Genomic DNA, 22,280 nt, shown 5'->3' with positions numbered 1-22,280 from the left:
TTCAGCGTGCTTTGAGGCCCTCAAAGCAAGAACTCATCACCATGTCCAAAATCTGCTCTTCGGTGTGCTGTTCACCCATTTTGAGAAACTCCAGCACCGGGTCACAAGCCCGTGCAAACAAGGTGTAGAGCACCGCCACAGCGGGCAATGCCGGATTGATCTGGCCCTTGGCTTGGGCCTCTTCGATCCAGCCACCCAAAGCGTCGCTGACTTCCATCAAGCCATCCATGTACTCTTTGCTGGCCATCAAGGTGGTGCGCAAACTGGAGTTTTGGCTGGGCAAAGAGGGCATTTGGCCTTGCAGTTTGAGTGTCATGGTCCAGCGTGTCGCAGCCTTGAGCTTGTCCATGGGCAGCCCGTCAGGGGGCAGTTGCTGGATGAATTCCTGTGCCCTTTGCATGGCGGTGACCATGGCGGCGCAGGCCAGCTCTTCCTTGCTGGTGAAATGTTTGTACAGACTGGCTTTGGCAATGCCCACTTCAGCGGCCACTTCGTCCACCGTCATCGCATCAAAACCTTTTTCGGCCAACAAACGGTTGACCGACTGGATGATGGCCGCCTCGCGGGCCGCCAGCATCTGGACTTTGAAAGACTTTTTGGGCGGTTTGGCGATTTCAATATTCATATTTTTTATTTTAGCCCCGTGGCCCAAAAAATGACCCCTGTGTTAACGCTTCATCCCTGTGGTTCACGGGGTGGTTACAGGGCCCACAACTCAGACCAAGGGTTTTCCATGAGCCCAACTTCAGAGTTTGTGCAAGCCAGCCACCCCCTGCACGATTTCAAAACGGGCCTGCACGCCAAACTGGGCATCGGCTTTGACGGGATTGGCGGTGGTGCGCATTTCAGCAACCGTGCGCTCGGGTTTCACATCCAGCACGGTATACCCCCTCTCGTCAGATCGGGCGTGCACGATGTCGGGGTTGGACGCCCGGATTTGGGCCAACAGGTTTTCACCCAAGCCGCGCGAAGTGATGGAGGTGGCCACCAGTTCGGCTGCCACGATGGGGGACTTGTCGTTGTTGGGCTGCACACGCAGTTGCGAGGCCACGTTCATGTGCACATCCCCGCCCAATAGAACCACGTTTTGCAAACGGGCCTCGGCGATGGTGCTCAACAAGCGCTCGCGGGCTTTGGGGTAACCGTCCCAACCATCGGTGAAAGCGCTGCGGCCCAGCGGTGTGTCAACGCCGCTGGAACTCATTTGGGTGGACTGTGCCAACAATTTCCAGCGCCGCTGGCTTTGCGTCAAGCCCTCGTTCAACCATTGTTCCTGCGCAGCGCCCAACATGCTGCGGCCCGGGTTGGCCAAAGCGTCGCAGCCCACCACCACGCGGCCACCGCCCCGGTTCGGGTCCGGGCAGGCATGGTGGTCACGGTATTGGCGGCAGTCCAGCGTCCACACATCGGCCAGACGCCCCCAGGCCATTCGGTCATGGATGCGCATCTGGCTGGGCTGGCTGGGGTCTGGCCCCAAGCGGACGGGCATGTGTTCAAAATACGCTTGGTAGGCGGCCGCACGGCGGCGCAAAAACACCTGCGCATCGGTGAATTTTTGGTCCAGGTCGTTGGCGTAATCGTTCACCACTTCGTGGTCATCCCAGGTCATGACCCACGGGTGCGCTGCATGGCAGGCACGCAAATCAGCATCCGATTTGTACTGGGCATGGCGCTCGCGGTACTCGTCCAACAGCACCGGTATCCCGCCTTCATGCTTGCGCACAATGAAGCGGGGATTAGAGCTCTCGTAAATGTAATCGCCCACAAACAAGACCAAATCCAGATCGCGTTCGGCCATGTCCCGGTGCGCAGCAAAGTAACCCTGCTCAAAGTGCTGGCACGAGGCCAAGGCCATGCGCAGGCGTGGCACCGCTTCGTTCAGTGCCGGGCTGGTGCGGGTCCGGCCCACCGGGCTGATCGCCTGGCCGCAGACAAAACGGTACCAATAATGCCGCCCGGGCTGCAAACCACTGGCCAGCACATGCACGCTGTGCGCTCGGCTGGCGTCGGTTTGTACCAGCCACTGCCTGACGGGCTGGCGCAAAGCCTCGTCGGCAAACACCTCACACACCACCGATTGCGCACGCCCGCGTTGCGCCTCGTCAACAGGTGCCATGCGCAAGCGGGTCCACAACACCACACTGTCAGGTTGGGGTTGACCACTGGCAACGCCCAAACTGAAGGGGTCGCTTTGCCAGCGCGGTCCCCCTGCAGAAGCGGCGCTTTGCACCGACTGCGCCTGGGCACAGGCCCCCAACCACGGCGTCAATGCCAGCGCCAAGGCCTGGCGGTTCAGTTGGCGACGATTTACTGAATATCTGTTCATGTCAAAACGCTCTTGCAGAGCCACAAAAAGGAGAAGTTCAAAACATGTTACCCGGCCCTCTGAGGGCTGGGCATCACGGGTGACAGGCCCCCACCGTGGTGCACGGCACAATCGAGGCCATGAATGCGCCGCACCCCCATCGCAAAGACCATCTGGACGCCCTGGCCGTGGGGATCTTGCTGGTTTGTTGCATGTTTTGGGGGTTTCAGCAGGTGTTGGTCAAAACCACGGTCACGCTCATCCCGCCGGTGTTCATGTCGGCGGTGCGTGGTGTGGGGGCCAGTTTGTTGCTGCTGCTGTGGTGCCAATGGCGCGGCATCCGGCTGTTCGAGCGCGATGGCAGTTTGTGGGGTGGTTTGCTGGTGGGCAGTTTGTTTGCCGCCGAATTTGCGTTCATTTACATCGGCTTGCAACACACCTCGGCTTCGCGGCTGACGGTGTTTTTGTACACCTCGCCTTTTTGGGTGGCGGCATTGGTGCCCTTGTTCATTCGCAGCGAACGCTTGCGCCCGGCACAGTGGGCCGGCATGGCGTGCGCTTTTGCCGCCGTGGTGTTTGCACTGCGCGATGGCTTGAGCGAGGGTGCAGCCACTGGCGACTGGATGGGCTTGGCCGCAGGCGCGTTGTGGGGCCTGACCACGGTGACCATCCGGGCCAAAAACCTCACCCGCATCCCTGCTGAAAAACTGTTGTTCTACCAAATTGCCCTGAGTGCAGGGCTCTTGCTGGTCTTGTCCTACCTGATGGGCGAGTCTTGGTCGGGTCATTGGAGCCCCTTTGCTCTGGGCTCGGTGGCCATACAGGCGGTGTTGGGGGCGTTTGCCAGTTACCTGGCTTGGATGTGGATGTTGGGCCGGTATCCGGCCACGCAAATTTCTGCTTTTGTGTTCATGACCCCACTGTTTGCATTGCTGTTTGGCATGCTGTGGCTGGGCGAAACGGTGACCTTGACTTTGCTGCTGTCGCTGGTGCTGGTGGCTGTTGGCATTGTGCTGGTCAACCGCAAATGAGCCCCTGACACCCATCGAAGCTGGCCCCGTGTGGCTCAAAAATACCGTGTTATTTCCATTTTCAGAAAGAAGGCCATGACTTACCAAGCCCTGCAAATCAACAAAGACGACGCCGGTTACCGCTGCACCTTGCAAACGCTCGACGACAGCGCCTTGCCCGAAGGGGACGTGACGGTGCAGGTGGACTATTCCACGCTCAATTACAAAGACGGCCTGGCCATCACCGGCAAATCGCCCGTGGTGCGCAAGTTCCCGCTCACGCCGGGCATTGACCTGTCGGGCACGGTGACCGACAGCCAGCACCCGCTGTTCAAAGCAGGTGACTCCGTCGTTTTGAACGGTTGGGGTGTGGGCGAAAGCCACAGCGGCGGTTTGGCACAAAAGGCTCGGCTCAAAGGCGACTGGTTGGTGAAACTGCCTGCCGCCTTCACCCCGCGCCAAGCCATGGCCATTGGCACCGCAGGCTACACCGCCATGCTGTGCGTGATGGCGCTTCAAAAGCACGGTGTCACGCCCGGCAGTGGCGACATTTTGGTCACGGGTGCGGGCGGCGGCGTGGGCAGCGTGGCCATTGCACTGCTGGCCAAGCTGGGCTATCGCGTGGTGGCCAGCACCGGCCGCTTGCAAGAGGCCGACTACCTGCGCCAGCTGGGCGCGGCCGACGTGATGGACCGGGCCGAACTGTCTGCCCCCGGCAAACCGCTGGCCAAAGAGCGCTGGGCCGGCGTGGTCGACACCGTGGGCAGCCACACCTTGGCCAATGCCTGCGCCAGCACGAAATATGGCGGCGTGGTCACGGCTTGCGGCCTGGCCCAGGGCATGGACTTTCCTGGCTCGGTCGCACCCTTCATCTTGCGTGGTGTGACGCTGGCGGGCATCGACAGCGTGATGGCCCCGCGTGCTGTGCGCGAAGCGGCCTGGGCACGTTTGGCCCAAGACCTGGACCCACTGCAACTGGAGCGCATCACCCGCGAAGTGGGTCTGGCCGATGCCGTAGCACTGGGCAGCGAGATCTTGGCCGGGCAGGTGCGCGGGCGGGTGGTGGTGAATGTGAACCGCTGAGCGGACGCAGATCACCCGCGCTTTGAACCATCACCCTGACCCGAGGCCTTAGGCCTGAACGGGCGGGGTGGTCTTGCTGGCCGGCAAAAAGGGGCTCAAATCAACCCCTTTGCACAAATTGATCAATTCGGCACCGCTGTTGACGTTCAACTTTTGATAAATGGTGGCCCGGTGCTTTTTGGCCGTGCCGGGCTGAATGCCCGTCACCTCGGCGATGCCTTTGTTCGTCAAGCCCTGAACGATGAGCATGAAGATTTCTTTTTCTCGGTTGGACAGCACATTGAAGACGCGGCGCACCGTGTCTGTGCTGACAAACTCCTGGTGGCGACGACGGTCAATGTCCATGGCCTTTTCAAGGATCAGGCAAAGCTTGTCGCGGCTGAAAGGCTTGAGCACAAAGTCAATGGCACCATGACGAAATGCCTCGATGATTTCGGTCTTCTCACTCTCACCGCTGATGAACACAATGGGCGTTCTGCGTCCAATGCTGAGCAACTTGTTTTGCAGCTCTAGCCCGGTCAAACCCGGCATGCGCATGTCGAGCAACACCACCGCAGGTGAAATGTCCAAGGCGTTATTGAGAAATGCCTGTGCGTTGTCAAAGGTGTCAACGGTGTAACCCAGGCGGACCAGCATGTCTGCCAGGTAAAACCGCACGTCATGGTTGTCGTCGACCAAAAATACGTGACCCAGTCGATTGTTCATGGTTGCTGATATTGCTTAATAATTGTCAACAATTTAACAAAAATGTCAGCATTGGGAATTACCCAATTGGGTATTTTTACAACATCATAACTACATATTGACCGACCAAAAGGAACTTAACGCTTGCTTTTTTGAGTTTTGGCTTGCCGATCCACCCAGCGAGCGTGATCTTCGGGGTAGACCTGTTGCAATCGGGCCAGATGAAAGGCCCGTACATCGTCTTCATCCAGCAATTGAGCGGCTTCGATCAGTTGCAAGACCACCCGAGGGTCGGGCGTGCTCAGCAGCAGCTCTTGGCTCGCCTCCAGCACCCAGCGAGCGTTGTCTGGGGTGACGCGGGTGGTGGTGAGCTCGGCAAAAAGAGCCGCTGTTTCAAAAAACCAGCTTCGCTGAGCCACCTCAAGGGGCTTGTCTCGCCAAACTGCCCAGCGCTGTGCAGGTGGCAGATAAATTTGGCGCACCTGCTGGTAGTCATAGGCCAGGCATGCCAGGGCAGACAAAACAAGCAAGGCAGCGCTTTTCAGGCTGTTGGATGCCCGCATGCTCCACCAGATTTGCCCCCCCATGACCCACAGGCACAAAACAAGGGCGATCTGAAAGGGTCCGTACCACAGCGGGTATTCAAGAGCGCTGTGCACAGCGATCACGCCCAAAACACCCCACCCCATGCAGCGATCAGCCCCCTGCGCTTGCCAAGGTCTGGCCATCCAGACAGCCGCCATGAGGGCCAGCATCAGCGCTGCAGCAGCAGGTATTCCCCAGACAACGGCCAAGTGCAGCGGCAAATTGTGGGCATTGCCCATGACAGCGCAAAAGCGGGTGTCACCATAATCGGTGATGTAGTGGGCATGGCGCAGCGCATCCCAGCCCCAACCACTCAGTGGTTTTTGGGCCAGCAAATGCAACACATTGGACCAAAGCACTTTGCGACTGCCGCACCCGTCATCCGTGGTCATGCGGACCATGGCGTTGAATGTGGCTTGCCCCGTCATGTGTTGCAGGCTCCATGGCAACACCCAAGCGGCCAGTGTGTAGACGCCCAACGCAAAAACGCACAAGCGCAGCAGCTGGCGCATGCGGGCTTGTCGCCATTGCAGGGCCATCCAAAGGGTGATGCCCACCAATTGCAGCAAACCCGTGCGCGAGGACGTGGCGGCCAGTGCGGTGCACAGCACGGCCGTCATGATCCAAGCTTGCACGGATGTCAAGCCATGAAGACGCCACCACAAAACGGCCAGCAAGCCCATGCTGAGCAACGTGGCCAGCTGGTTGCGCTGGCGCAGGTTGCCAACAGCATCGCCCAAATAATCTGGCACATGCACCAGCGGCCAAAACGCCTCGGCTTTGCCAAAATACTGGATCAAACCGATGACGCTGCTGATCAAGGCCGCGATGGCCCAGCTGTGAAACACCGCAGAAACGGTGACCTGTCGCCAGCCGAACGCGGCCAAAGCCAGACACGCCCAACTGATCAGCCAAGGCATGACATTGGAGACAGGGCCTGGCGCATAAGGCTGCACCCAAGGCAAAACCAAGACAAGCAGTACGCCCCAGTGCGGGGGCGTGTTGTGCAGTGGGTGATGGGGCTCAGCCAATGACATGGGCTGACGCATGAGACGACGCCCGGCAAGGCTCGGGCGCTGTCATCGTGAATTCAGGATTCAAGAGGCCTTGCACGAGGCGGGCAGGTACTTGACCGGCAAGCCGTTGCTGCTTGCAGGACCACAACGCCAGCTGGCGATGGGTTTGCCACCGTCGGTGCTGCCATTGATGGCGGTGTCACCGGTTTGCAAAGGGGTCAAGCTGATGCTGTTGGCCGATGCGCTGGTGTTGCCCCGCAAGGCCTCGTGGTTGCCCACCACCGTGATCACACCATTGGCATCGGCCGCGATGCTGGTGACGTATTTGCTGGTCTGGGTTTCGCAAACTTTGGGCAGACTGGCCGCCACATTGGCCTCAGAGGCCGAGCTGATCGCTTCGCTGACCGAGGTCTTGCAGCCATTGGCCGCCAGCAGCATTTCAGAAACCTTGGCCCGAATGGTGTAGTCCTGATAGGCCGGCAGGGCCAAGGCCCCCAAGATACCAATGATCGCAATCACGATCATCAGCTCGATCAATGTCAAACCCTGTTGCCTTTTTTGCATGGCATTTGCTCCCTGGTGAATGAACAACCATGGTAAATCATCCCCCCCTCAAACTCCAGTGTGGGTGATGGGTATTTTGAAGTCACCAACGAACAACAGCCCCAAGTCGCCAAACGACTTGGGGCTGCACAGGCGCATCAGGTTTAAGCCGCGTTGTTCGGGGCTGCGCGGCGGGCCATGATGAATTTGCCCAAAGCCAACACCAGCAAAGCGCCAGCAATGCCCAAGCCGTAACCCCAGGATTTGTCTTGCGGCAGGTAAGCCACCAGGCCGGGATCGGTCTGGATCATGGTGCCGGCAATCCAGCCCAGCAGCATACCGCCAGCGGTGATGATGATCGGGAAACGGTCCATCAACTTGAGCACCAACTGGCTGCCCCAGACAATGATCGGGATGCTGACCAGCAAGCCAAAGATGACCAAAGGCATCTGGTGGTCGGCGTTGCCCGAAGTCTGAGCGGCACCGGCGATGGCGATCACGTTGTCCACGCTCATGACCAAGTCGGCAATGATCACGGTTTTGACCGCGCCCCAGAGCTTGTCGCTGCCCTGGATGTTGCTGTGGTCGTCTTCTTCATCGGGGGTGAGCAGTTTCACACCAATCCAGATGAGCAAGAGTGCCCCCACAAACTTGAGGAAAGGAATGGCCAGCAAGGTGAGCGCAAAAAAGATCAGGATCACGCGCAGCACGATGGCACCGGCTGTACCCCACATGATGCCTTTGGTGCGCTGGTGATCTGGCAATTGGCGGCAAGCCAGCGCGATCACCACAGCGTTGTCGCCACCCAGCAGAATGTCGATCATGATGATCTGCCCGACGGCAAACCAAAAGGTAGGGGTCAGAAATTCTTCCACAGTGTTCCTTTCACCCGGCAAGGCGGGCACTAATATTCGATTTGCAAAAAGAAAGCCGGATTTTCCCTCGGAAAACCCGGCTATTCTATTGTGGCAAACCACAGCCCCTTGAGGAGCTGGGTCTTGTCGCCTGCGCGAATGCGCTGATTACTTCAGCTGAGCTTTGAGCAGTTTGCCCAGTTCAGACGGGTTGCGTGTGACGATGAAGCCACACTCTTCCATGATGGCCAGCTTGGCATCGGCCGTATCGGCACCGCCAGAGATCAGAGCACCAGCGTGGCCCATGCGCTTGCCGGGAGGGGCAGTCACACCGGCGATGAAGCCGACCACGGGCTTTTTCATGTTGGCCTTGCACCACTGAGCGGCTTCGGCTTCGTCTGGACCGCCGATTTCACCGATCATGATGACGGCGTCGGTGTCGGGATCGTCGTTGAAAGCCTTCATCACGTCGATGTGCTTCAAACCGTTGATCGGGTCGCCACCGATACCGACGGCGCTGGACTGGCCCAGGCCCACTTCGGTCAACATCGCCACGGCTTCATAGGTCAAAGTGCCCGAACGGGACACCACGCCAATGCGGCCTTTGCGGTGGATGTGACCGGGCATGATGCCGATCTTGATTTCGTCAGGGGTGATGAGACCGGGGCAGTTGGGGCCGAGCAGCAGGGTGCGCTTGCCACCAGCGGCTTCCTTGGCCTTCATCTTGTTACGCACTTCGAGCATGTCGCGGACGGGAATGCCTTCGGTGATACAGATGGCCAAGTCCAAGTCGGCTTCAACGGCTTCCCAAATGGCAGCGGCTGCACCGGCTGGGGGCACGTAGATCACGGACACGGTCGCGCCCGTGTTTTGAGCAGCTTCTTTGACCGAGGCGTAAATTGGGATGTTGAAGATGGACTCGCCGGCCTTCTTGGGGTTCACGCCCGCGACGAAGCAGTTTTTGCCGTTCGCGTATTCCTGGCACTTCTCAGTGTGGAACTGACCGGTCTTGCCGGTGATGCCTTGGGTGATGACTTTGGTGTCTTTGTTGATGTAGATGGACATGTTTTTTCCTAATCAGTTGCGGACGGCGCTGATCGAACCGTCCTGCAAAGTCATTACTTAACGGCTGCGACGATGGCTGTCGCGGCTTCGGCCATGGTGTCGGCAGAGATGATGGGCAGACCGGATTCGGCCAGCATCTTCTTGCCCAGCTCGTCGTTGGTGCCCTTCATGCGCACGACCAATGGCACGGACAGGTTCACGGCCTTGCAAGCGGTGATCACGCCAGTGGCGATGGTGTCGCACTTCATGATGCCGCCGAAGATGTTGACCAAAATGCCTTTGACATTCTTGTTGGCCAGCATGATCTTGAAGGCTTCAGTGACTTTCTCGGCTGTCGCGCCGCCGCCCACGTCCAAGAAGTTGGCAGGCTCGCCGCCGAACAACTTGATGGTGTCCATGGTGGCCATGGCCAGGCCAGCGCCGTTGACCAAGCAACCGATGTTGCCGTCCAGGCTGATGTAAGCCAGGTCGAACTTGGAAGCTTCCACTTCGGCAGGATCTTCTTCGTCCAGATCGCGGAAAGCCACGATCTCGGGGTGACGGAAGAGGGCGTTGGCGTCGAAGTTGAACTTCGCGTCCAAAGCCATCACGTTGCCCTTGCTGTCGCGGTTCAGGGGGTTGATTTCCACCAACGAAGCGTCGGTTTCCATGTAGCACTGGTACAGCTTCTTGAAGATGTCCACAGCTTGGGCAGTGGAGTCGGCTGGCATGCCGATGGCGTCAGAGATCTTCTTGGCTTGCTCGTCGCCCAGACCGGTCAGAGGATCGATGAACTCGGTGATGATCTTTTCGGGGGTGGAGTGGGCCACTTCCTCGATGTCCATGCCGCCTTCGCTGGATGCGATGAAAGCGATCTTTTGGGTGGCGCGGTCGGTGACCACAGACACATAATATTCTTTGTTGATGTCAGCGCCGTCTTCGATGTAGAGGCGTCGGACTTTTTGGCCTTCGGGGCCAGTTTGATGCGTCTTGAGCTGCATGCCCAGGATCTCGCCAGAGATGCGTTTCACGTCGTCAATGGTCTTGGCCACTTTGACGCCGCCGCCCTTGCCACGGCCACCAGCGTGGATCTGGGCCTTGACCACCCACACGGGGCCGCCGAGTTTTTGAGCGGCTTCGACCGCTTCTTGAACGGTGAATGCTGGAATGCCGCGGGGTACTGGCACACCGAATTGACGCAAGATTTCCTTGCCTTGGTACTCGTGAATCTTCATGAGGTCTTCTCTCAGAGGGGGTGGTAATTTTCGACCGGTCTGCCAGGCAGCCCGAATTTTGGCCGGGCGCGTCAGCAGGCTCTGGACACTGCAGCGTGCGACTGTATCATGCTGCAATGCACCAATCCTGAGCCTCGCGTCTTACATTGACATGACGTTGAGAGTTTGAATTTTTGTGAAAGCAAGTCCCATGGCCAAAATATTCATCGATGGCGAAGCCGGCACCACTGGTTTGCAAATCCGCGAGCATCTGGCGCTCATGCCTCAAATCGAGGTCTTGAGCATTGACCCCGCCCGCCGCAAAGATCCCGAAGCCAAGCGGGAGCTGATGGCTGCCGCCGACCTGGTGGTGCTGTGTTTGCACGACGAAGCATCAAAGGAATCGGTCGCCATGATCGATGCCTTGCCAGGACGTCAACCCAAAATTGTGGACGCCTCCACGGCCTACCGCTGCCACCCGGACTGGGTCTACGGATTTCCCGAACTGTCGGCCCAGCAAGCCAGCGCCGTGCGCGAGGCGCAACGCGTGTCCAACCCAGGTTGCTACGCCACTGGTGCCATTGCCATCTTGCGGCCTTTGGTCGATGCAGGCCTGGTGCCCCCAGACTTTGCGGTGTGTTTGCCTTCAGTGAGTGGTTACTCCGGTGGTGGCCGCACCATGATCGAAGACTTCGAAGCCGGCCGGGCCCCTTTGCATGAAGCCTACGCTTTGGGCCTCAAGCACAAGCACATTCCCGAGATCATGCGTTACACCGGCTTGACCTGCCGCCCCTTGTTTGTGCCTGCCGTGGGCAACTTCCGTCAAGGCATGTTGGTGCAGTTGCCACTGCATCTGGACGCCTTGCCCGGCCAACCGACAGGCGCTGATTTGCACGAGGCTTTGCATGCCCATTACGCCGCCAGCCAAACCACAGGCGCTTGGGTCAGCGTGCTGCCTGCCACGGAAGACGCCAAGCTCGACGCCACGGCGCTGAACAACACCAATCAGCTGGAAATTCGGGTGTTTGCCAACGAAGACGCCCGCCACGCCGTGGTGATTGCCCGCCTGGACAATCTGGGCAAAGGTGCCAGCGGCGCAGCGGTGCAAAACATCGAATTGATGCTGGGCTTGTAAACAGCTTGCGCTTTGTCCATGGCTGCCAAGGCCATGGCTGATTTGGCCCCTTCAGCGGGGCCAAGTCTTGTTCACTTCCAGCGGCTCAGCTCAATGTGCACGCTGCCCTTGTCGCTGCTGAAGGTCACGCTGCCTTCTTGCACCGTGGCCTGAAGCTGCATGCTGCGTTCGGCCAGTTGGGCCAGCTCTTGTGAACGCTCAGTGGGCACACGCCAGACTTGCAGTTTGTCCAAACGGGTGAGCTTGGTCTCGATGCCTTTCCACCAAATTTCGGCCGCGTGGTTGAAGCAATACAACAACACCTCGTCGGCCTTCTGACAGGCTTTCATGATGGGCTTGTCTTCGGGCTGGCCGACTTCGATCCACATGCGTGTTTGGCCCGTGAAGTCGCGCAGGCTGCAGTCCGGGTCATCCGGGTCGGACAGGCCTGCACCAAAGGCCAGCTTGCCATCACCATTGCACACGGCTTGCAGCTTGTAAGCGTTGATGGCCAGCGCCAGCAGGCGGATCATCATGCGCTCGTCGGTTTCGCTGGGATGCCGCGCCAGCGTGAGCTGGTGGTCTTCGTAATAGCTGTGGTCGATGTCGGCGATCGACAGGTTCGCTTTGTAGATGGTGGATTTGAGGGCCATGCAGTTTGCTGTGTGGGAGCGGCGCCCTCGCCGCGATCAATGCTGTGCAAACTGCCGTGGAAAACCTTGGCGGCGAGGGCGCCGCTCCCACAGGAATATGCCGAAAAAGTCAGACCCGGCGTGCCAACTCGGCGGCCTTGCCCACATAGCTGCCCGGTGTCATGGCCAGCAAGCGGTCCTTGTCGGCTTGCGGGATCTCCAAACCCTGAATCAAGCCGTGCAGGTCTCCGGCGCTGACCGTTTTGCCGCGCGTGACTTCCTTGAGCTTTTCATAAGCACCCTGCACGCCATAACGACGCATCACAGTCTGAATGGGTTCAGCCAGCACCTCCCAGGCCGCATCCAGGTCGGCGGCCAGCGCCTCTTCGTTCAATTCGAGTTTGTTCAGGCCCGTCATGAGCGAGGCATAGGCCAGTGCGGTGTAGCCCAGGCCCACGCCCATGTTGCGCAGCACGGTCGAATCGGTCAGGTCGCGCTGCCAGCGGCTGATCGGCAGCTTCTCGCTCAGGTGCTTGAGCACGGCGTTGGCCAGACCCAGGTTGCCTTCTGCGTTTTCAAAGTCAATCGGGTTGACCTTGTGCGGCATGGTGGAAGAACCAATTTCACCGGCCTTGAGGCGTTGCTTAAAGTAGCCCAGGCTCACATAACCCCAGATGTCGCGCGACAGGTCGATCAAGATGGTGTTGGTGCGGGCCACAGCGTCGAACAACTCGGCCATGTAGTCGTGCGGCTCGATCTGGATGCTGTAGGGCTGAAACGCCAGGCCCAGGCCCCATTGGCTGCTTTGGGTTTCGCTCAATTCGGGCGTCTCGACCACTTGGCGGGCGAAGGCTTCCCAGTCAAAGTCGGGCCAGGCCGACAGGTGCGCGTTGTAGTTGCCCACGGCACCGTTCATCTTGCCCATGAGCTGGACAGCCGCGATTTTGTCGCGGCAGCCCTTCAGGCGCATGACCACGTTGGCCATTTCCTTGCCCACGGTGGTGGGGCTGGCGGTTTGGCCATGCGTGCGGCTGAGCATGGGCACTTCGGCAAAGGTGTGCGCCATCTCACGCAGTTTGGCAATCAGGCCGTCCAGGCCAGGCAAGATCACTTGGGCGCGAGCGCCTTTGAGTTGCAGGGCGTGGCTGGTGTTGTTGATGTCTTCACTGGTGCAGGCAAAGTGCACGAATTCAGAAGATTTTTCAAGTTCCGGGCGGTCCTTGAACTTGGACTTGATCCAGTACTCGACGGCCTTCACGTCATGGTTGGTGGTCTTTTCGAATTCTTTGATGGCCACGGCGTCCGTTTCGCTGAAGTTTTTGACCAAACCCGTCAAATAACTGCGTGCACCGGGGGTCAATGGCTTGAACTCAGAAAAACCGGCATCAGACAAGGCAATGAACCAAGCAATTTCGACCTGCACCCGACGGTGCATATAGCCTTGCTCACTCATGAGTGGGCGCAAGGCATTGAGTTTGCTGGCGTAACGGCCATCCAGCGGCGACAAGGCAGAAATAGGGGTGAAATTCATCAGGTGATTGTAATTCCCAGCCATTGCGCCCCTCGATCCACCCAATTGGGGAAGGCGACATACAACGAAGCCACTCATCCCCTAGAATCCAAGTTCTGTTTTTTTGGTCCTTTATCCTTTTTGATATGAAACTCATCGGCTCTGTTACAAGTCCTTATGTTCGCAAGGTACGCATCGTCATGGCCGAGAAAAAGCTGGACTACCAACATGTGACCGAAGATGTGTGGTCGGCTCAAACCACCATCCACCAATCCAACCCCTTGGGCAAAGTGCCCTGCCTGATCATGGAGGGGGGCGAAGCCGTGTTTGATTCGCGGGTGATCGTGGAGTACCTGGACACTTTGTCACCCGTGGGCAAGTTGATCCCTTCTGCCGGACGCGAACGCGCAGAAGTCAAAACTTGGGAAGCGCTGGGCGATGGCTTGCTCGATGCGGCCTTGTTGGCCCGCATGGAAGCGGTCTGGACGGGACGCGAAGACAGCGAACGCAGCCAAGCCTGGATTGACCGGCAATTGGACAAGATCCAGCACGCCTTGCGGGCCATGAGCACCGGTTTGGGCGACAAGCCCTTTTGTTCTGGCATTCACCTGAGCTTGTCCGACATTGCCGTGGGTTGCGCCGTGGGCTATCTGGATTTTCGTTTTCCGCAAATTGACTGGCGCACGCCTTACCCCAATTTGCACAAACTCTACGACAAACTGTCACAGCGCCAAAGTTTCATCGACAGCTTGCCCCACTGAGGCCAAGCCCTGAAGCCACCGCCATGGGGCAGCGCTCATGGCGTTTCAGTAATTCAACAAGTTGCGCCGCACATGAACCAAATGTGTGGTGGCCAAGGTTTTGGCCAAGACCGGGTCGCGTGCCTTGAGCGCTTGCAGCAAGGCGCGGTGCTCTGACTGGTAAGCCAAGCGTCGTTCCGGGGTGAGGCTGCGTTTTTTCAGCATGCCCCACTCGCCTTGGGCACGGGCCTGGTTCATCAACTTGAACAGCCGGGCCACAAAGTCGTTGTGCGCAGAACGCGCGATGACCTCGTGAAACAGGCCATCCCACACCTCAAATTCCTCGACGCTGGTGGCCGCTTCGGCGCGGTCACAACATTGGGCCATTTGCTCAAAATCGGCGGGTGTGGCGTTGCCAATGACCATCTCGATGATCGCAGGCTCCAGGGCCATGCGGGCCTCCATGAGTTCTGCAGGGCTGGTTTGCCAAACAGCGTCCGGGGTGCCCACACCACTGGACTTGTGAGGAACATTGGCCCGCCCCGCTTTGTCGGTGACAAAGGTGCCGCTGCCCACTGTTTGCACAATCAAGCCTTGGTCCTTCAACTCGGCCAGCACCTTGCGCACCGTGCTTCGGCTGATCTGGTGTTGCTCGCACCACTCACGTTCGGCGGGCAAACGTTCTCCCACTTGCCAGCGGCCACTGTGCAGCTGATCCAACAAAGTGACACGAAAGAGGAAAGAAGAATCCACGGCAATCTCATGGGCCATAAAAAACCAAATCATACCAATTGACATCCCGATTGGGAACGGCGCAAAAACACCCAACTGCCCACTTGAAGTGACCTGAACCCCAGAAAAAACAACGATACGGCTTCATTTTTGGCCATGAAATGGACAAACCCCGTAAAAACCCTGATGAAGATGACCCGGTTTTTATCATGACTGACCGGTAATTTTCTTTATGATGGTCCAGATTGGTTGAACCCTTCCACCCATTTCATTGACTCCCGGCACTCAATCGTCCGGTCCCCTGGAGAATATTTTGCGCATCGCCACTTTTGCATTCAACGGAAAACGCCACGTCGGTCAGGTCTCGGCCGACGGCCTGCAAGTCACGCCTTTCGTGCTGTCTGACACCCAAGCCCATCACGGTGCGCAGGTGCTGATCGACGCCTTGGTGGCCGGTCAGCCTTTGCCCGCTTTGAGCGGTGATGCGCTGGCCGTGTCCTCGGTCAAACTCGAATCCCCCCTGCCTGTGCCGCGCCGCAACGTGTGGTGCGTGGGCCGCAACTACCATGCCCACGCCAAAGAACTGCAGGCCTCGGTCTTCAAGGACAGCAACACCGACACCAAGGCCTGGCCCATTGTGTTCACCAAAGTGCCCGAGTGCGTGGTCGGCCCGACCGACGATGTGCAACTGCCCGGCGCGGCAGTGTCTGAGCAAATCGATTACGAAGCCGAGCTGGCCGTGATCATTGGCCAAGGCGGCAAGAACATCAGCCAGGCCGATGCGATGCAGCATGTGTTTGGCTACACCGTGGTCAACGATGTGACGGCGCGTGACGTGCAGATGCGCCACCAACAGTGGGACATGGGCAAGTCCTTTGACACCTTTTGCCCCATGGGTCCGTGGATCGTCACCGCCGACGAAATCGACGGGCGCAAAACCCGCGTGCGCTGCTGGGTCAACGGCGAGTTGCGCCAGGACGGCCCGACCGAGAACATGATTTTCGACATCCCCACGCTGATCGAAACCATTTCGCGCGGCATCACGCTCTACCCTGGCGACATCATCGCCACCGGCACGCCTGCCGGTGTGGGCATGGGCCTGAACCCGCCCCGCTACATCGCCAAAGGCGATGTGATCCGCGTCGTGATCGATGGCGTCGGCCAAATCGAAAACCGCTTCGTTTAAGCCACCAAAACAGGCAGGGTGCAGCCCTGACCTGCCCCACAAGAGGAGACAAGTCATGAAAAATCGTCCGTGGATCCGGATCGTCTTGAGCGCTGCTTTGGTTTGCGCCGGCATGAGCGCTGGTGCACAAAGCTTTCCCACCAAACCCATCACGATGGTGGTGCCCTTCCCGCCGGGCGGTGTGGCCGACACGGTGGGACGCCCAGTGGCCGAAGCCATGTCGCGTCACCTCAAGCAAAGCATCGTGGTCGAAAACAAGGGCGGTGCGGGCGGGGGCATTGGCATGGCCCAAGTGGCCAAGTCCAAGGCCGATGGCTACACCGTCTTGATGTCCCTGTCATCGCTGGTCGTCTTGCCCGAGGCCGACAAGATCTTGCAGCGCCCCCCGATGTTTCAGGTCAATCAACTCAAAGCCATCGCGCGATTCACCGCCGACCCCACCGTGCTGGTGGTGCGCTCTGAAAGCCCCTGGAAAACGTATGCCGAATTCATGGCCTACGTGAAGTCCAACCCCGGAAAAATATCGTTTGGCTCGTCTGGCAACTACGGCACCATGCATGTGCCCATGGAGCAACTCAAAGCCGCCACCTCGACCTTCATGCTGCATGTGCCCTACACCGGCGCGGGACCTGCGGTCTTGTCTTTGCTCAGCGGTCAAATCGAAGCTTTGTCCACCGGCCCCGCCAGCGTGAAGCAACACATCGCTTCGGGCCGCTTGCGTGCCTTGGCGCATTGGGGTGATGGCCGCTTGGCCAGCATGCCCGAAGTGCCCAGCTTCAAAGAGCTGGGCGTGCCGATTCAGTACTCGCAATGGTCGGGCATGTTTGTGCCAGCCGACACACCGGCTGCCGTGGTCGACAGCTTGCGTCAAGCGGCCAAATTCGCCGCACAAGACCCCCGCGCGGTGGCGGCCTTAACGGCCTCAGGCACCTCGTTCATGTACCAAGACGCCCCTGACTTTGAGCGTTTTGTGCAAAACGATGCCAAAGCCATGAGCGCCCTCGTCACCCGGATCGGCAAAGTCGATTGATCCTGGGACCACCCGGCCCTGTGCCTGCCCACCGCCCCACCTTTCACCCCCTCGGAGACACAACATGCTGAACTTGAGCCGCACCCTGAAATTCACCGCTTTGACGCTGGCCTTGGCTTCGGGCCTGGCCCAAGCCCAAAGTTACCCGAACCGCCCCGTGAAAATCGTGGTGCCTTTTGCCGCAGGCGGGCCTGCCGACAACTACGCCCGTTTCATGGCGCAGCGCTTGGGCGAAGAGCTCAAGCAGTCTTTTGTCATCGACAACAAGCCGGGCGCGGGCTCCATCATCGGCACCGATCTGGTGGCCAAATCACCTGCAGACGGCTACACCTTGCTCATGATGTCGAACACGCACACCGTGAACGAGTCCTTGATTCCGACCAAACCCTTTGGCCTGATGAAAGACTTTGTGGGCATCGCACCCGTCAACTATTCCAACCTGCTGCTGGTGGTGCACCCCTCCGTGCCTGTCAAGACCGTGGGCGAACTGGTGGCGCTGGCCAAATTCAAGCCCGGCAAACTGAACTACGCCTCATCGGGCAACGGCACGCCCTACCACATGGCTGGTGAATTGTTCAAATTCATGGCCGGCATCGACATGACGCATGTGCCCTACAAAGGCAGCTCGGGCGCACGCACCGACATCGTGGGCGGGCAAGTGGACGTGATGTTTGACGCGGAAACCACCATGGCTGCCATGTCACGCGACAACAAGGTGCGTGCCTTGGCGGGCACGGGCCTGGCCCGCTCGGCCAACTTGCAAGACCTGCCCACCGTGGCCGAAACCGTGCCCAAGTTTGAAGCCACCATTTGGCTGGGCCTGATGGCACCCAAAGGCACCCCTGCCGAGGTGGTGAACAAGCTCAATGCGGAAGTGCGCAAGATCGTGAACAACCCGGATGTGAAGGCTGCCTGGGCCAAACAAGGTGCCGTGCCCATGTCGATGAACGTGCCCGAGTTTGAACAGTACCTCAACGCCGACATCGCCAAGTGGGCCAACATCGTCAAGGTCTCGGGCGCCAAGCCGGACTGAGCCATGACGCAAGTCGTGACCCAAGAAGTCACTTTTCAGCTGAACGGACACCCTGTGTCCGTGCCCAGCCAAAGCGGGCAAAGCCTGCTGGACCTTTTGCGCAACACCTTGCAGCTCAAAGCCACGCGCATGGGCTGTGGGCAAGGGCAGTGCGGTGCTTGTCGTGTCATGCTGGACGGCCATGCTGTGGCCGCTTGCGAGACGCCCGTGTGGGCCATCGAAGGCAAAAGCGTGACCACCTTGGAAGGCTTGGGGCAACGGTCTGCCCCGCACGCCCTGCAAACCGCCTTCATTGAAGAGCAGGCCATGCAATGCGGCTTTTGCACCAGCGGCATTTTGATGTCAGCCGCCGCCTTGCTGCAACGCCAGCCCCAACCCTCACGACAAGACATTGTGCAGGCCATCGACGGGCATTTGTGCCGCTGCGGTGCACACAACCGGGTGGTGCGGGCCATTGAAAAAGCCGCCGCACGGCTGGCCACGCCATGACGCCCGAGTCGCTCAAAGCCCAGCCGCTGCTGCGCCACTGGTTGGGCTTTACGCCAGAGGGGCGGGTGCAGGCGTTTTCGGGCAAGGTCGATTTGGGTCAAGGCATCTCGCACGCACTGCGCTTGATCGTGGCCGAAGAGTTGCGATGGCCCGCCGAGCAGATTGACATGGTGCCCGCCAGCACCTTGTTCAGCCCCGATGAAGCCGTGACCTCGGGCAGCTTGTCGGTGCAGCACTCGGGCAGCGCACTGCGCTGCGCAGCCGCGCATTGGCGCGAAGCCTGCAGGCAGGCCATGGCCGAGCGCCTGGCAGGCTTGGGGGTGACGCTGCAAGACGTGCGCTGCGAAGGCGGGCAGTTTCACGCACCGGCTCACCTGGCCAATGACCTTGCCAATGACCTGAGCCATGCAGCGCTGCAAGCGTCTTATGCAACGCTGTCCCATGCTGCAATGTGGGACAGCGTGATTGAGCCGGCTCACGCACAAGCCACACATGCCGCGCTGGACCGCCATCCCCGGGCAGCCGAACCCAACCCCACCGTCTTGCGCCCCGATGTGGCGGCCAAAGTGTTTGGCGAGTTTGAGTACATCCACGACCGCGTCATGCCGGGCGTGTCGCACCCCATGTGCCACGGCATGGTGTTTCGCCCCGGCACCCTGAGCGCTGAAGTGATCGAGCACGACATGCAGGCTTTGACCACGCGCCTGATGGCCATGTCCGGCGTGTTGCAGGTGGTGCGTGACGGTGTGTTGTTGGGCGTGTTGACCGAGACCGAACGGGTCTTGGGTGAAATGGCCCAGCACATCGAAGCCGGTGCCGAGCAGGGGCAGTTTTGGCGTTGCGCCGTGCAAGTGCCCGACCCGCTGGATTTGCCCCACTGGCTCAAAAAGCAGCCATTGGACACGACGGTGGTGGCCGATACCTCGGCCCCCACACAAGGCACTGTTCAGCAGCACATCAGTGCCGAATTTCAAAGGCCGTTTGTGCAGCACGCGTCGATTGGCCTGTGCTGCGCTTTGGCGCAATGGACCGGTCATCCGTCTGCCCCCCATTTGGAGGTCTGGAGCCACAGCCAAGGCATTTACAACCTGCGGCGCGACTTGGCGCTGGCCTTTGATGTGCCCGCCACGCAGGTGCAGGTCTCGCACGTTGAGGGGGCCGGTTGCTATGGGCACAACGGCGCTGACGACGTGGCCTGGGATGCCGCATGGCTGGCCCGGCAGGTGCCCGGCCGCCCTGTGCGGGTGCAATGGACGCGGCAAGCCGAATTGGGCCACGCCCCCTTGGCCCCGGCCATGGCGGTGCGCATTGACGCGGCGGTGACCCCAGAAGGGCAGTTGCTCGAATGGACCCAAACCGTGTGGGGCCAAGGCCATGGCACTCGGCCCGGCCGAGGCCAAACACCGGCCTTGCTGGGGGCCTGGCAAACCGCCCACCCCGCCCCCATCACGCTGGCGGTCAATGCCGCGATGGCGGTGGGTGGCGGGTCTGAGCGCAACGCCCAAACGCCTTACAACGTTCCCTCGCTCAAAGTCATCAACCACCGCGTGCTGAACATGCCCTTTCGCGTCTCGGCCATGCGGGCCTTGGGGGCACCGGTCAATGTGCTGGCCGCCGAGTCGGTGATGGACGAGTTGGCCCATGGCCTGTCGCAAGACCCCCTGACCTACCGTTTGGCACACCTGCAGGGCGAGCAGCACGCGCGGGCCAGGGCGGTGCTGCAACAAGTGGCCGACATGGCCGGCTGGCCCCTGCCAGGCTCCAGCGGTCTTTCCCCCCAGCCATCACCCGACCGGCCCGAAGGCTGGGGCCGAGGCTTGGCCTATGCGCGTTACAAAAACACCGGGGCGTTTTGCGCGGTGGTGGTGGAGTTGGTGGTGGCCGACAAAGTCAAACTCCACCAACTCTGGATGGCCGCCGATGTGGGGCATGTGGTGGACGCCGACGGGACCATCAACCAGCTCGAAGGCGGTGCCCTGCAAGCGGCCAGTTGGGCGCTGTGCGAGGCGGCGCAACTGAGCCCACAAGGCATCACCTCGAACGACTGGGCCAACTACCCCATCTTGAAATTCAGCGACATGCCCAAGGTGTCCGTTCACTTGATGCCCGGCGCAGACCATGCCTCCTTGGGCGCAGGCGAATGCAGCGCCGGACCCACCTGCGCGGCCATCGCCAACGCCATTTTTGATGCCATTGGCCTGCGTGTGCGCAACATGCCCTTCACCCCTGAAAACTTGATGCGTGCCATCGACTCCGATGAAGCACGCGCCCCCTTCAACCCATCCTTCAACTGAGAGAACAACATGCATGTATTGAGTGGCGGCGCGGCCGCAGCCGTGGTCCAGGGCGTACAGGCCGAGTTTGAGACCCGCACCGGCAGCCGCATCGAGGGCACCTTCAGCGCCGTGGGCATGATGCGCGACAAACTGCTCAGCGGTGCGCCCTGCGATGTGATCATCCTGACCCAACCCCTGATCGAGCAACTGATGGCCTCAGGGCATGTGGTGGCCGGCAGCGCACGCTCGCTGGGCCGGGTCAAAACCGGTGTGGCCGTGCGCAGTGGCACGCCGCATCCGCCCGTGCGCACCCGCGCTGAGCTGCATGCGGCCATGAGCGCGGCCAAGGGCATTTACTTTCCGGACCCCGACAAAGCCACGGCGGGCATCCATTTCATGAACGTGCTCAAGGCCTTGGGACTCGATGAAACCCTGCGCAGCCAATTTCGCGTGTTTCCCAATGGGGCCACGGCCATGGGCGAAATGGCCAAAAGCACAGAAAGCGGCTTGATCGGCTGCACACAAGTGACCGAAATCAACTACACCGAAGGCGTGGACCTGGTCGATGTGCTGCCGGCCGAATTTGAGTTGAGCACGGACTACACACTGGGCATTTGCACGGCCTCCAACAAGCCGGAACAAGCGCAAATGCTGGCCGATTTATTGAGCGGCAGCGCCTCTGAAGCGGTGCGCAGACAAGGCGGATTTGAGTTCTAAAACGAGCGGCCAACACCTGCGGTGCAGCGCTCAGGTGTTGGCGCGTTTTTTGAGCCAGCGCATGAAGGCCCCCACAACGGGCAACTTTTCGTACAACTCTTCGGCGGCATCCCAGTAGTCACGGTGCAGGGTCACCAGACCTTGATCGTTGAACAGCAGGTGGCTGGCCCCGCGAACGGCTTGCAACGTGGTGGTGTCAAACCGCTTGAAGCGAAAGCGAAATTCCCAAGTCAAGAAGGCCTGTGTGCCATCCACCACCTGGCCGGTCACCACAAAGTGCGGCTGGTCCAGCGCCACGTACATGTGCCTGAAAATCCGCTCGATCTCGGGCAAACCCTGCACCTCGTTGAACGGGTCTTTGAAGCGGGCTTGCGCGTCGTACAAGGTGTGCAACTGCGACACGCTTTGCGGCGACAGGGCTTCAAAAAAGGTGGCCAATTTTTCGGTGGCTTGGCGGGTGTTCATGAGGGCTTTCAATCGGGG

22 protein-coding genes are annotated in these 22,280 nt (G+C 59.8%); 10 read left to right on the top strand and 12 right to left on the bottom strand.

Annotated elements, in window-relative coordinates:
* Position 1: 1 nt before the first annotated feature.
* A complete protein-coding gene (locus tag B9Z48_RS09095) occupies positions 2-625 on the bottom strand; it encodes a TetR/AcrR family transcriptional regulator (RefSeq protein ID WP_089959394.1) in 624 nt (207 codons plus the stop codon).
* 120 nt (positions 626-745) lie between these two features.
* Complete coding sequence (locus B9Z48_RS09090) at positions 746-2,326, bottom strand: alkaline phosphatase (RefSeq protein WP_108377962.1); 1,581 nt, start codon at positions 2,324-2,326, stop codon at positions 746-748.
* A gap of 119 nt (positions 2,327-2,445) precedes the next feature.
* On the opposite strand from B9Z48_RS09090, the gene B9Z48_RS09085 reads away from it, so the two are divergent.
* Positions 2,446-3,336 (top strand): DMT family transporter, encoded by an 891-nt coding sequence (locus tag B9Z48_RS09085; protein ID WP_108377960.1) that lies wholly within the window; start codon positions 2,446-2,448, stop codon positions 3,334-3,336.
* A gap of 75 nt (positions 3,337-3,411) precedes the next feature.
* Entirely contained in the window at positions 3,412-4,398 is a 987-nt protein-coding gene (locus B9Z48_RS09080) for an MDR family oxidoreductase (protein WP_108377892.1), read from the top strand.
* Positions 4,399-4,446: 48 nt separating this feature from the next.
* Here B9Z48_RS09080 and B9Z48_RS09075 read toward each other — a convergent pair whose 3' ends face one another.
* From B9Z48_RS09075 to sucC, 6 genes are all read right to left on the bottom strand, one after another.
* Positions 4,447-5,103 (bottom strand): response regulator transcription factor, encoded by a 657-nt coding sequence (locus B9Z48_RS09075; protein ID WP_089959382.1) that lies wholly within the window; start codon positions 5,101-5,103, stop codon positions 4,447-4,449.
* 116 nt (positions 5,104-5,219) lie between these two features.
* Positions 5,220-6,716: a PglL family O-oligosaccharyltransferase gene (locus B9Z48_RS09070; protein ID WP_108377891.1), complete on the bottom strand. Its 1,497-nt coding sequence runs from the start codon at positions 6,714-6,716 to the stop codon at positions 5,220-5,222.
* A gap of 48 nt (positions 6,717-6,764) precedes the next feature.
* Positions 6,765-7,247 (bottom strand): pilin, encoded by a 483-nt coding sequence (locus B9Z48_RS09065; protein WP_089959375.1) that lies wholly within the window; start codon positions 7,245-7,247, stop codon positions 6,765-6,767.
* A gap of 143 nt (positions 7,248-7,390) precedes the next feature.
* Positions 7,391-8,101 carry a TerC family protein gene (locus B9Z48_RS09060; RefSeq protein ID WP_089959573.1) on the bottom strand — a complete coding sequence of 237 codons (711 nt, stop codon included), beginning with the start codon at positions 8,099-8,101 and terminating at the stop codon, positions 7,391-7,393.
* A gap of 147 nt (positions 8,102-8,248) precedes the next feature.
* Positions 8,249-9,145 (bottom strand): succinate--CoA ligase subunit alpha, encoded by an 897-nt coding sequence (sucD, locus tag B9Z48_RS09055; protein WP_089959371.1) that lies wholly within the window; start codon positions 9,143-9,145, stop codon positions 8,249-8,251.
* Positions 9,146-9,198: 53 nt separating this feature from the next.
* Entirely contained in the window at positions 9,199-10,359 is a 1,161-nt protein-coding gene (gene sucC / locus B9Z48_RS09050; protein ID WP_108377890.1) for an ADP-forming succinate--CoA ligase subunit beta, read from the bottom strand.
* 190 nt (positions 10,360-10,549) lie between these two features.
* Here sucC and argC point away from each other — a divergent pair, with 190 nt between their 5' ends.
* Complete coding sequence (argC, locus tag B9Z48_RS09045; protein ID WP_108377889.1) at positions 10,550-11,473, top strand: N-acetyl-gamma-glutamyl-phosphate reductase; 924 nt, start codon at positions 10,550-10,552, stop codon at positions 11,471-11,473.
* A gap of 71 nt (positions 11,474-11,544) precedes the next feature.
* On the opposite strand, the gene B9Z48_RS09040 is transcribed toward argC, so the two are convergent.
* Positions 11,545-12,105, bottom strand: coding sequence for a YaeQ family protein (locus B9Z48_RS09040; RefSeq protein ID WP_089959358.1), 561 nt, complete (start codon positions 12,103-12,105; stop codon positions 11,545-11,547).
* Between the two features lie 109 nt (positions 12,106-12,214).
* Complete coding sequence (gene purB / locus B9Z48_RS09035; RefSeq protein WP_108377958.1) at positions 12,215-13,615, bottom strand: adenylosuccinate lyase; 1,401 nt, start codon at positions 13,613-13,615, stop codon at positions 12,215-12,217.
* A 125-nt stretch (positions 13,616-13,740) separates the two neighbouring features.
* On the opposite strand from purB, the gene B9Z48_RS09030 reads away from it, so the two are divergent.
* Positions 13,741-14,355, top strand: coding sequence for a glutathione S-transferase family protein (locus B9Z48_RS09030; RefSeq protein ID WP_089959352.1), 615 nt, complete (start codon positions 13,741-13,743; stop codon positions 14,353-14,355).
* Between the two features lie 45 nt (positions 14,356-14,400).
* On the opposite strand, the gene B9Z48_RS09025 is transcribed toward B9Z48_RS09030, so the two are convergent.
* Positions 14,401-15,087: a FadR/GntR family transcriptional regulator gene (locus B9Z48_RS09025; RefSeq protein ID WP_228769275.1), complete on the bottom strand. Its 687-nt coding sequence runs from the start codon at positions 15,085-15,087 to the stop codon at positions 14,401-14,403.
* Between the two features lie 292 nt (positions 15,088-15,379).
* On the opposite strand from B9Z48_RS09025, the gene B9Z48_RS09020 reads away from it, so the two are divergent.
* From B9Z48_RS09020 to B9Z48_RS08995, 6 genes are all read left to right on the top strand, one after another.
* On the top strand, positions 15,380-16,252 hold the full coding sequence (locus B9Z48_RS09020; RefSeq protein WP_108377888.1) for a fumarylacetoacetate hydrolase family protein: 873 nt from the start codon (positions 15,380-15,382) through the stop codon (positions 16,250-16,252).
* A gap of 55 nt (positions 16,253-16,307) precedes the next feature.
* Positions 16,308-17,282, top strand: coding sequence for a tripartite tricarboxylate transporter substrate binding protein (locus B9Z48_RS09015; protein ID WP_108377887.1), 975 nt, complete (start codon positions 16,308-16,310; stop codon positions 17,280-17,282).
* Positions 17,283-17,346: 64 nt separating this feature from the next.
* Positions 17,347-18,315, top strand: a complete 969-nt coding sequence (locus B9Z48_RS09010) for a tripartite tricarboxylate transporter substrate binding protein (protein ID WP_108377886.1) — start codon at positions 17,347-17,349, stop codon at positions 18,313-18,315.
* Positions 18,316-18,318: 3 nt separating this feature from the next.
* Positions 18,319-18,804 carry a (2Fe-2S)-binding protein gene (locus B9Z48_RS09005; protein WP_108377885.1) on the top strand — a complete coding sequence of 162 codons (486 nt, stop codon included), beginning with the start codon at positions 18,319-18,321 and terminating at the stop codon, positions 18,802-18,804.
* Positions 18,801-21,098, top strand: a complete 2,298-nt coding sequence (locus B9Z48_RS09000; RefSeq protein ID WP_108377884.1) for a xanthine dehydrogenase family protein molybdopterin-binding subunit — start codon at positions 18,801-18,803, stop codon at positions 21,096-21,098. Before B9Z48_RS09005 ends, B9Z48_RS09000 begins: the two co-directional genes overlap by 4 nt.
* A gap of 9 nt (positions 21,099-21,107) precedes the next feature.
* A complete protein-coding gene (locus tag B9Z48_RS08995; RefSeq protein ID WP_108377883.1) occupies positions 21,108-21,797 on the top strand; it encodes a substrate-binding domain-containing protein in 690 nt (229 codons plus the stop codon).
* Between the two features lie 30 nt (positions 21,798-21,827).
* Here B9Z48_RS08995 and B9Z48_RS08990 read toward each other — a convergent pair whose 3' ends face one another.
* A complete protein-coding gene (locus B9Z48_RS08990; RefSeq protein WP_108377882.1) occupies positions 21,828-22,262 on the bottom strand; it encodes a nuclear transport factor 2 family protein in 435 nt (144 codons plus the stop codon).
* Between the last annotated feature and the right edge of the window lie 18 nt (positions 22,263-22,280).

This window comes from Limnohabitans sp. WS1 (assembly GCF_003063265.1).
Lineage (GTDB): Bacteria > Pseudomonadota > Gammaproteobacteria > Burkholderiales > Burkholderiaceae_C > Limnohabitans_A.
Note: the sequence above shows the minus strand (reverse complement) of the source record. Positions and strands in the feature narration are given on the sequence as shown.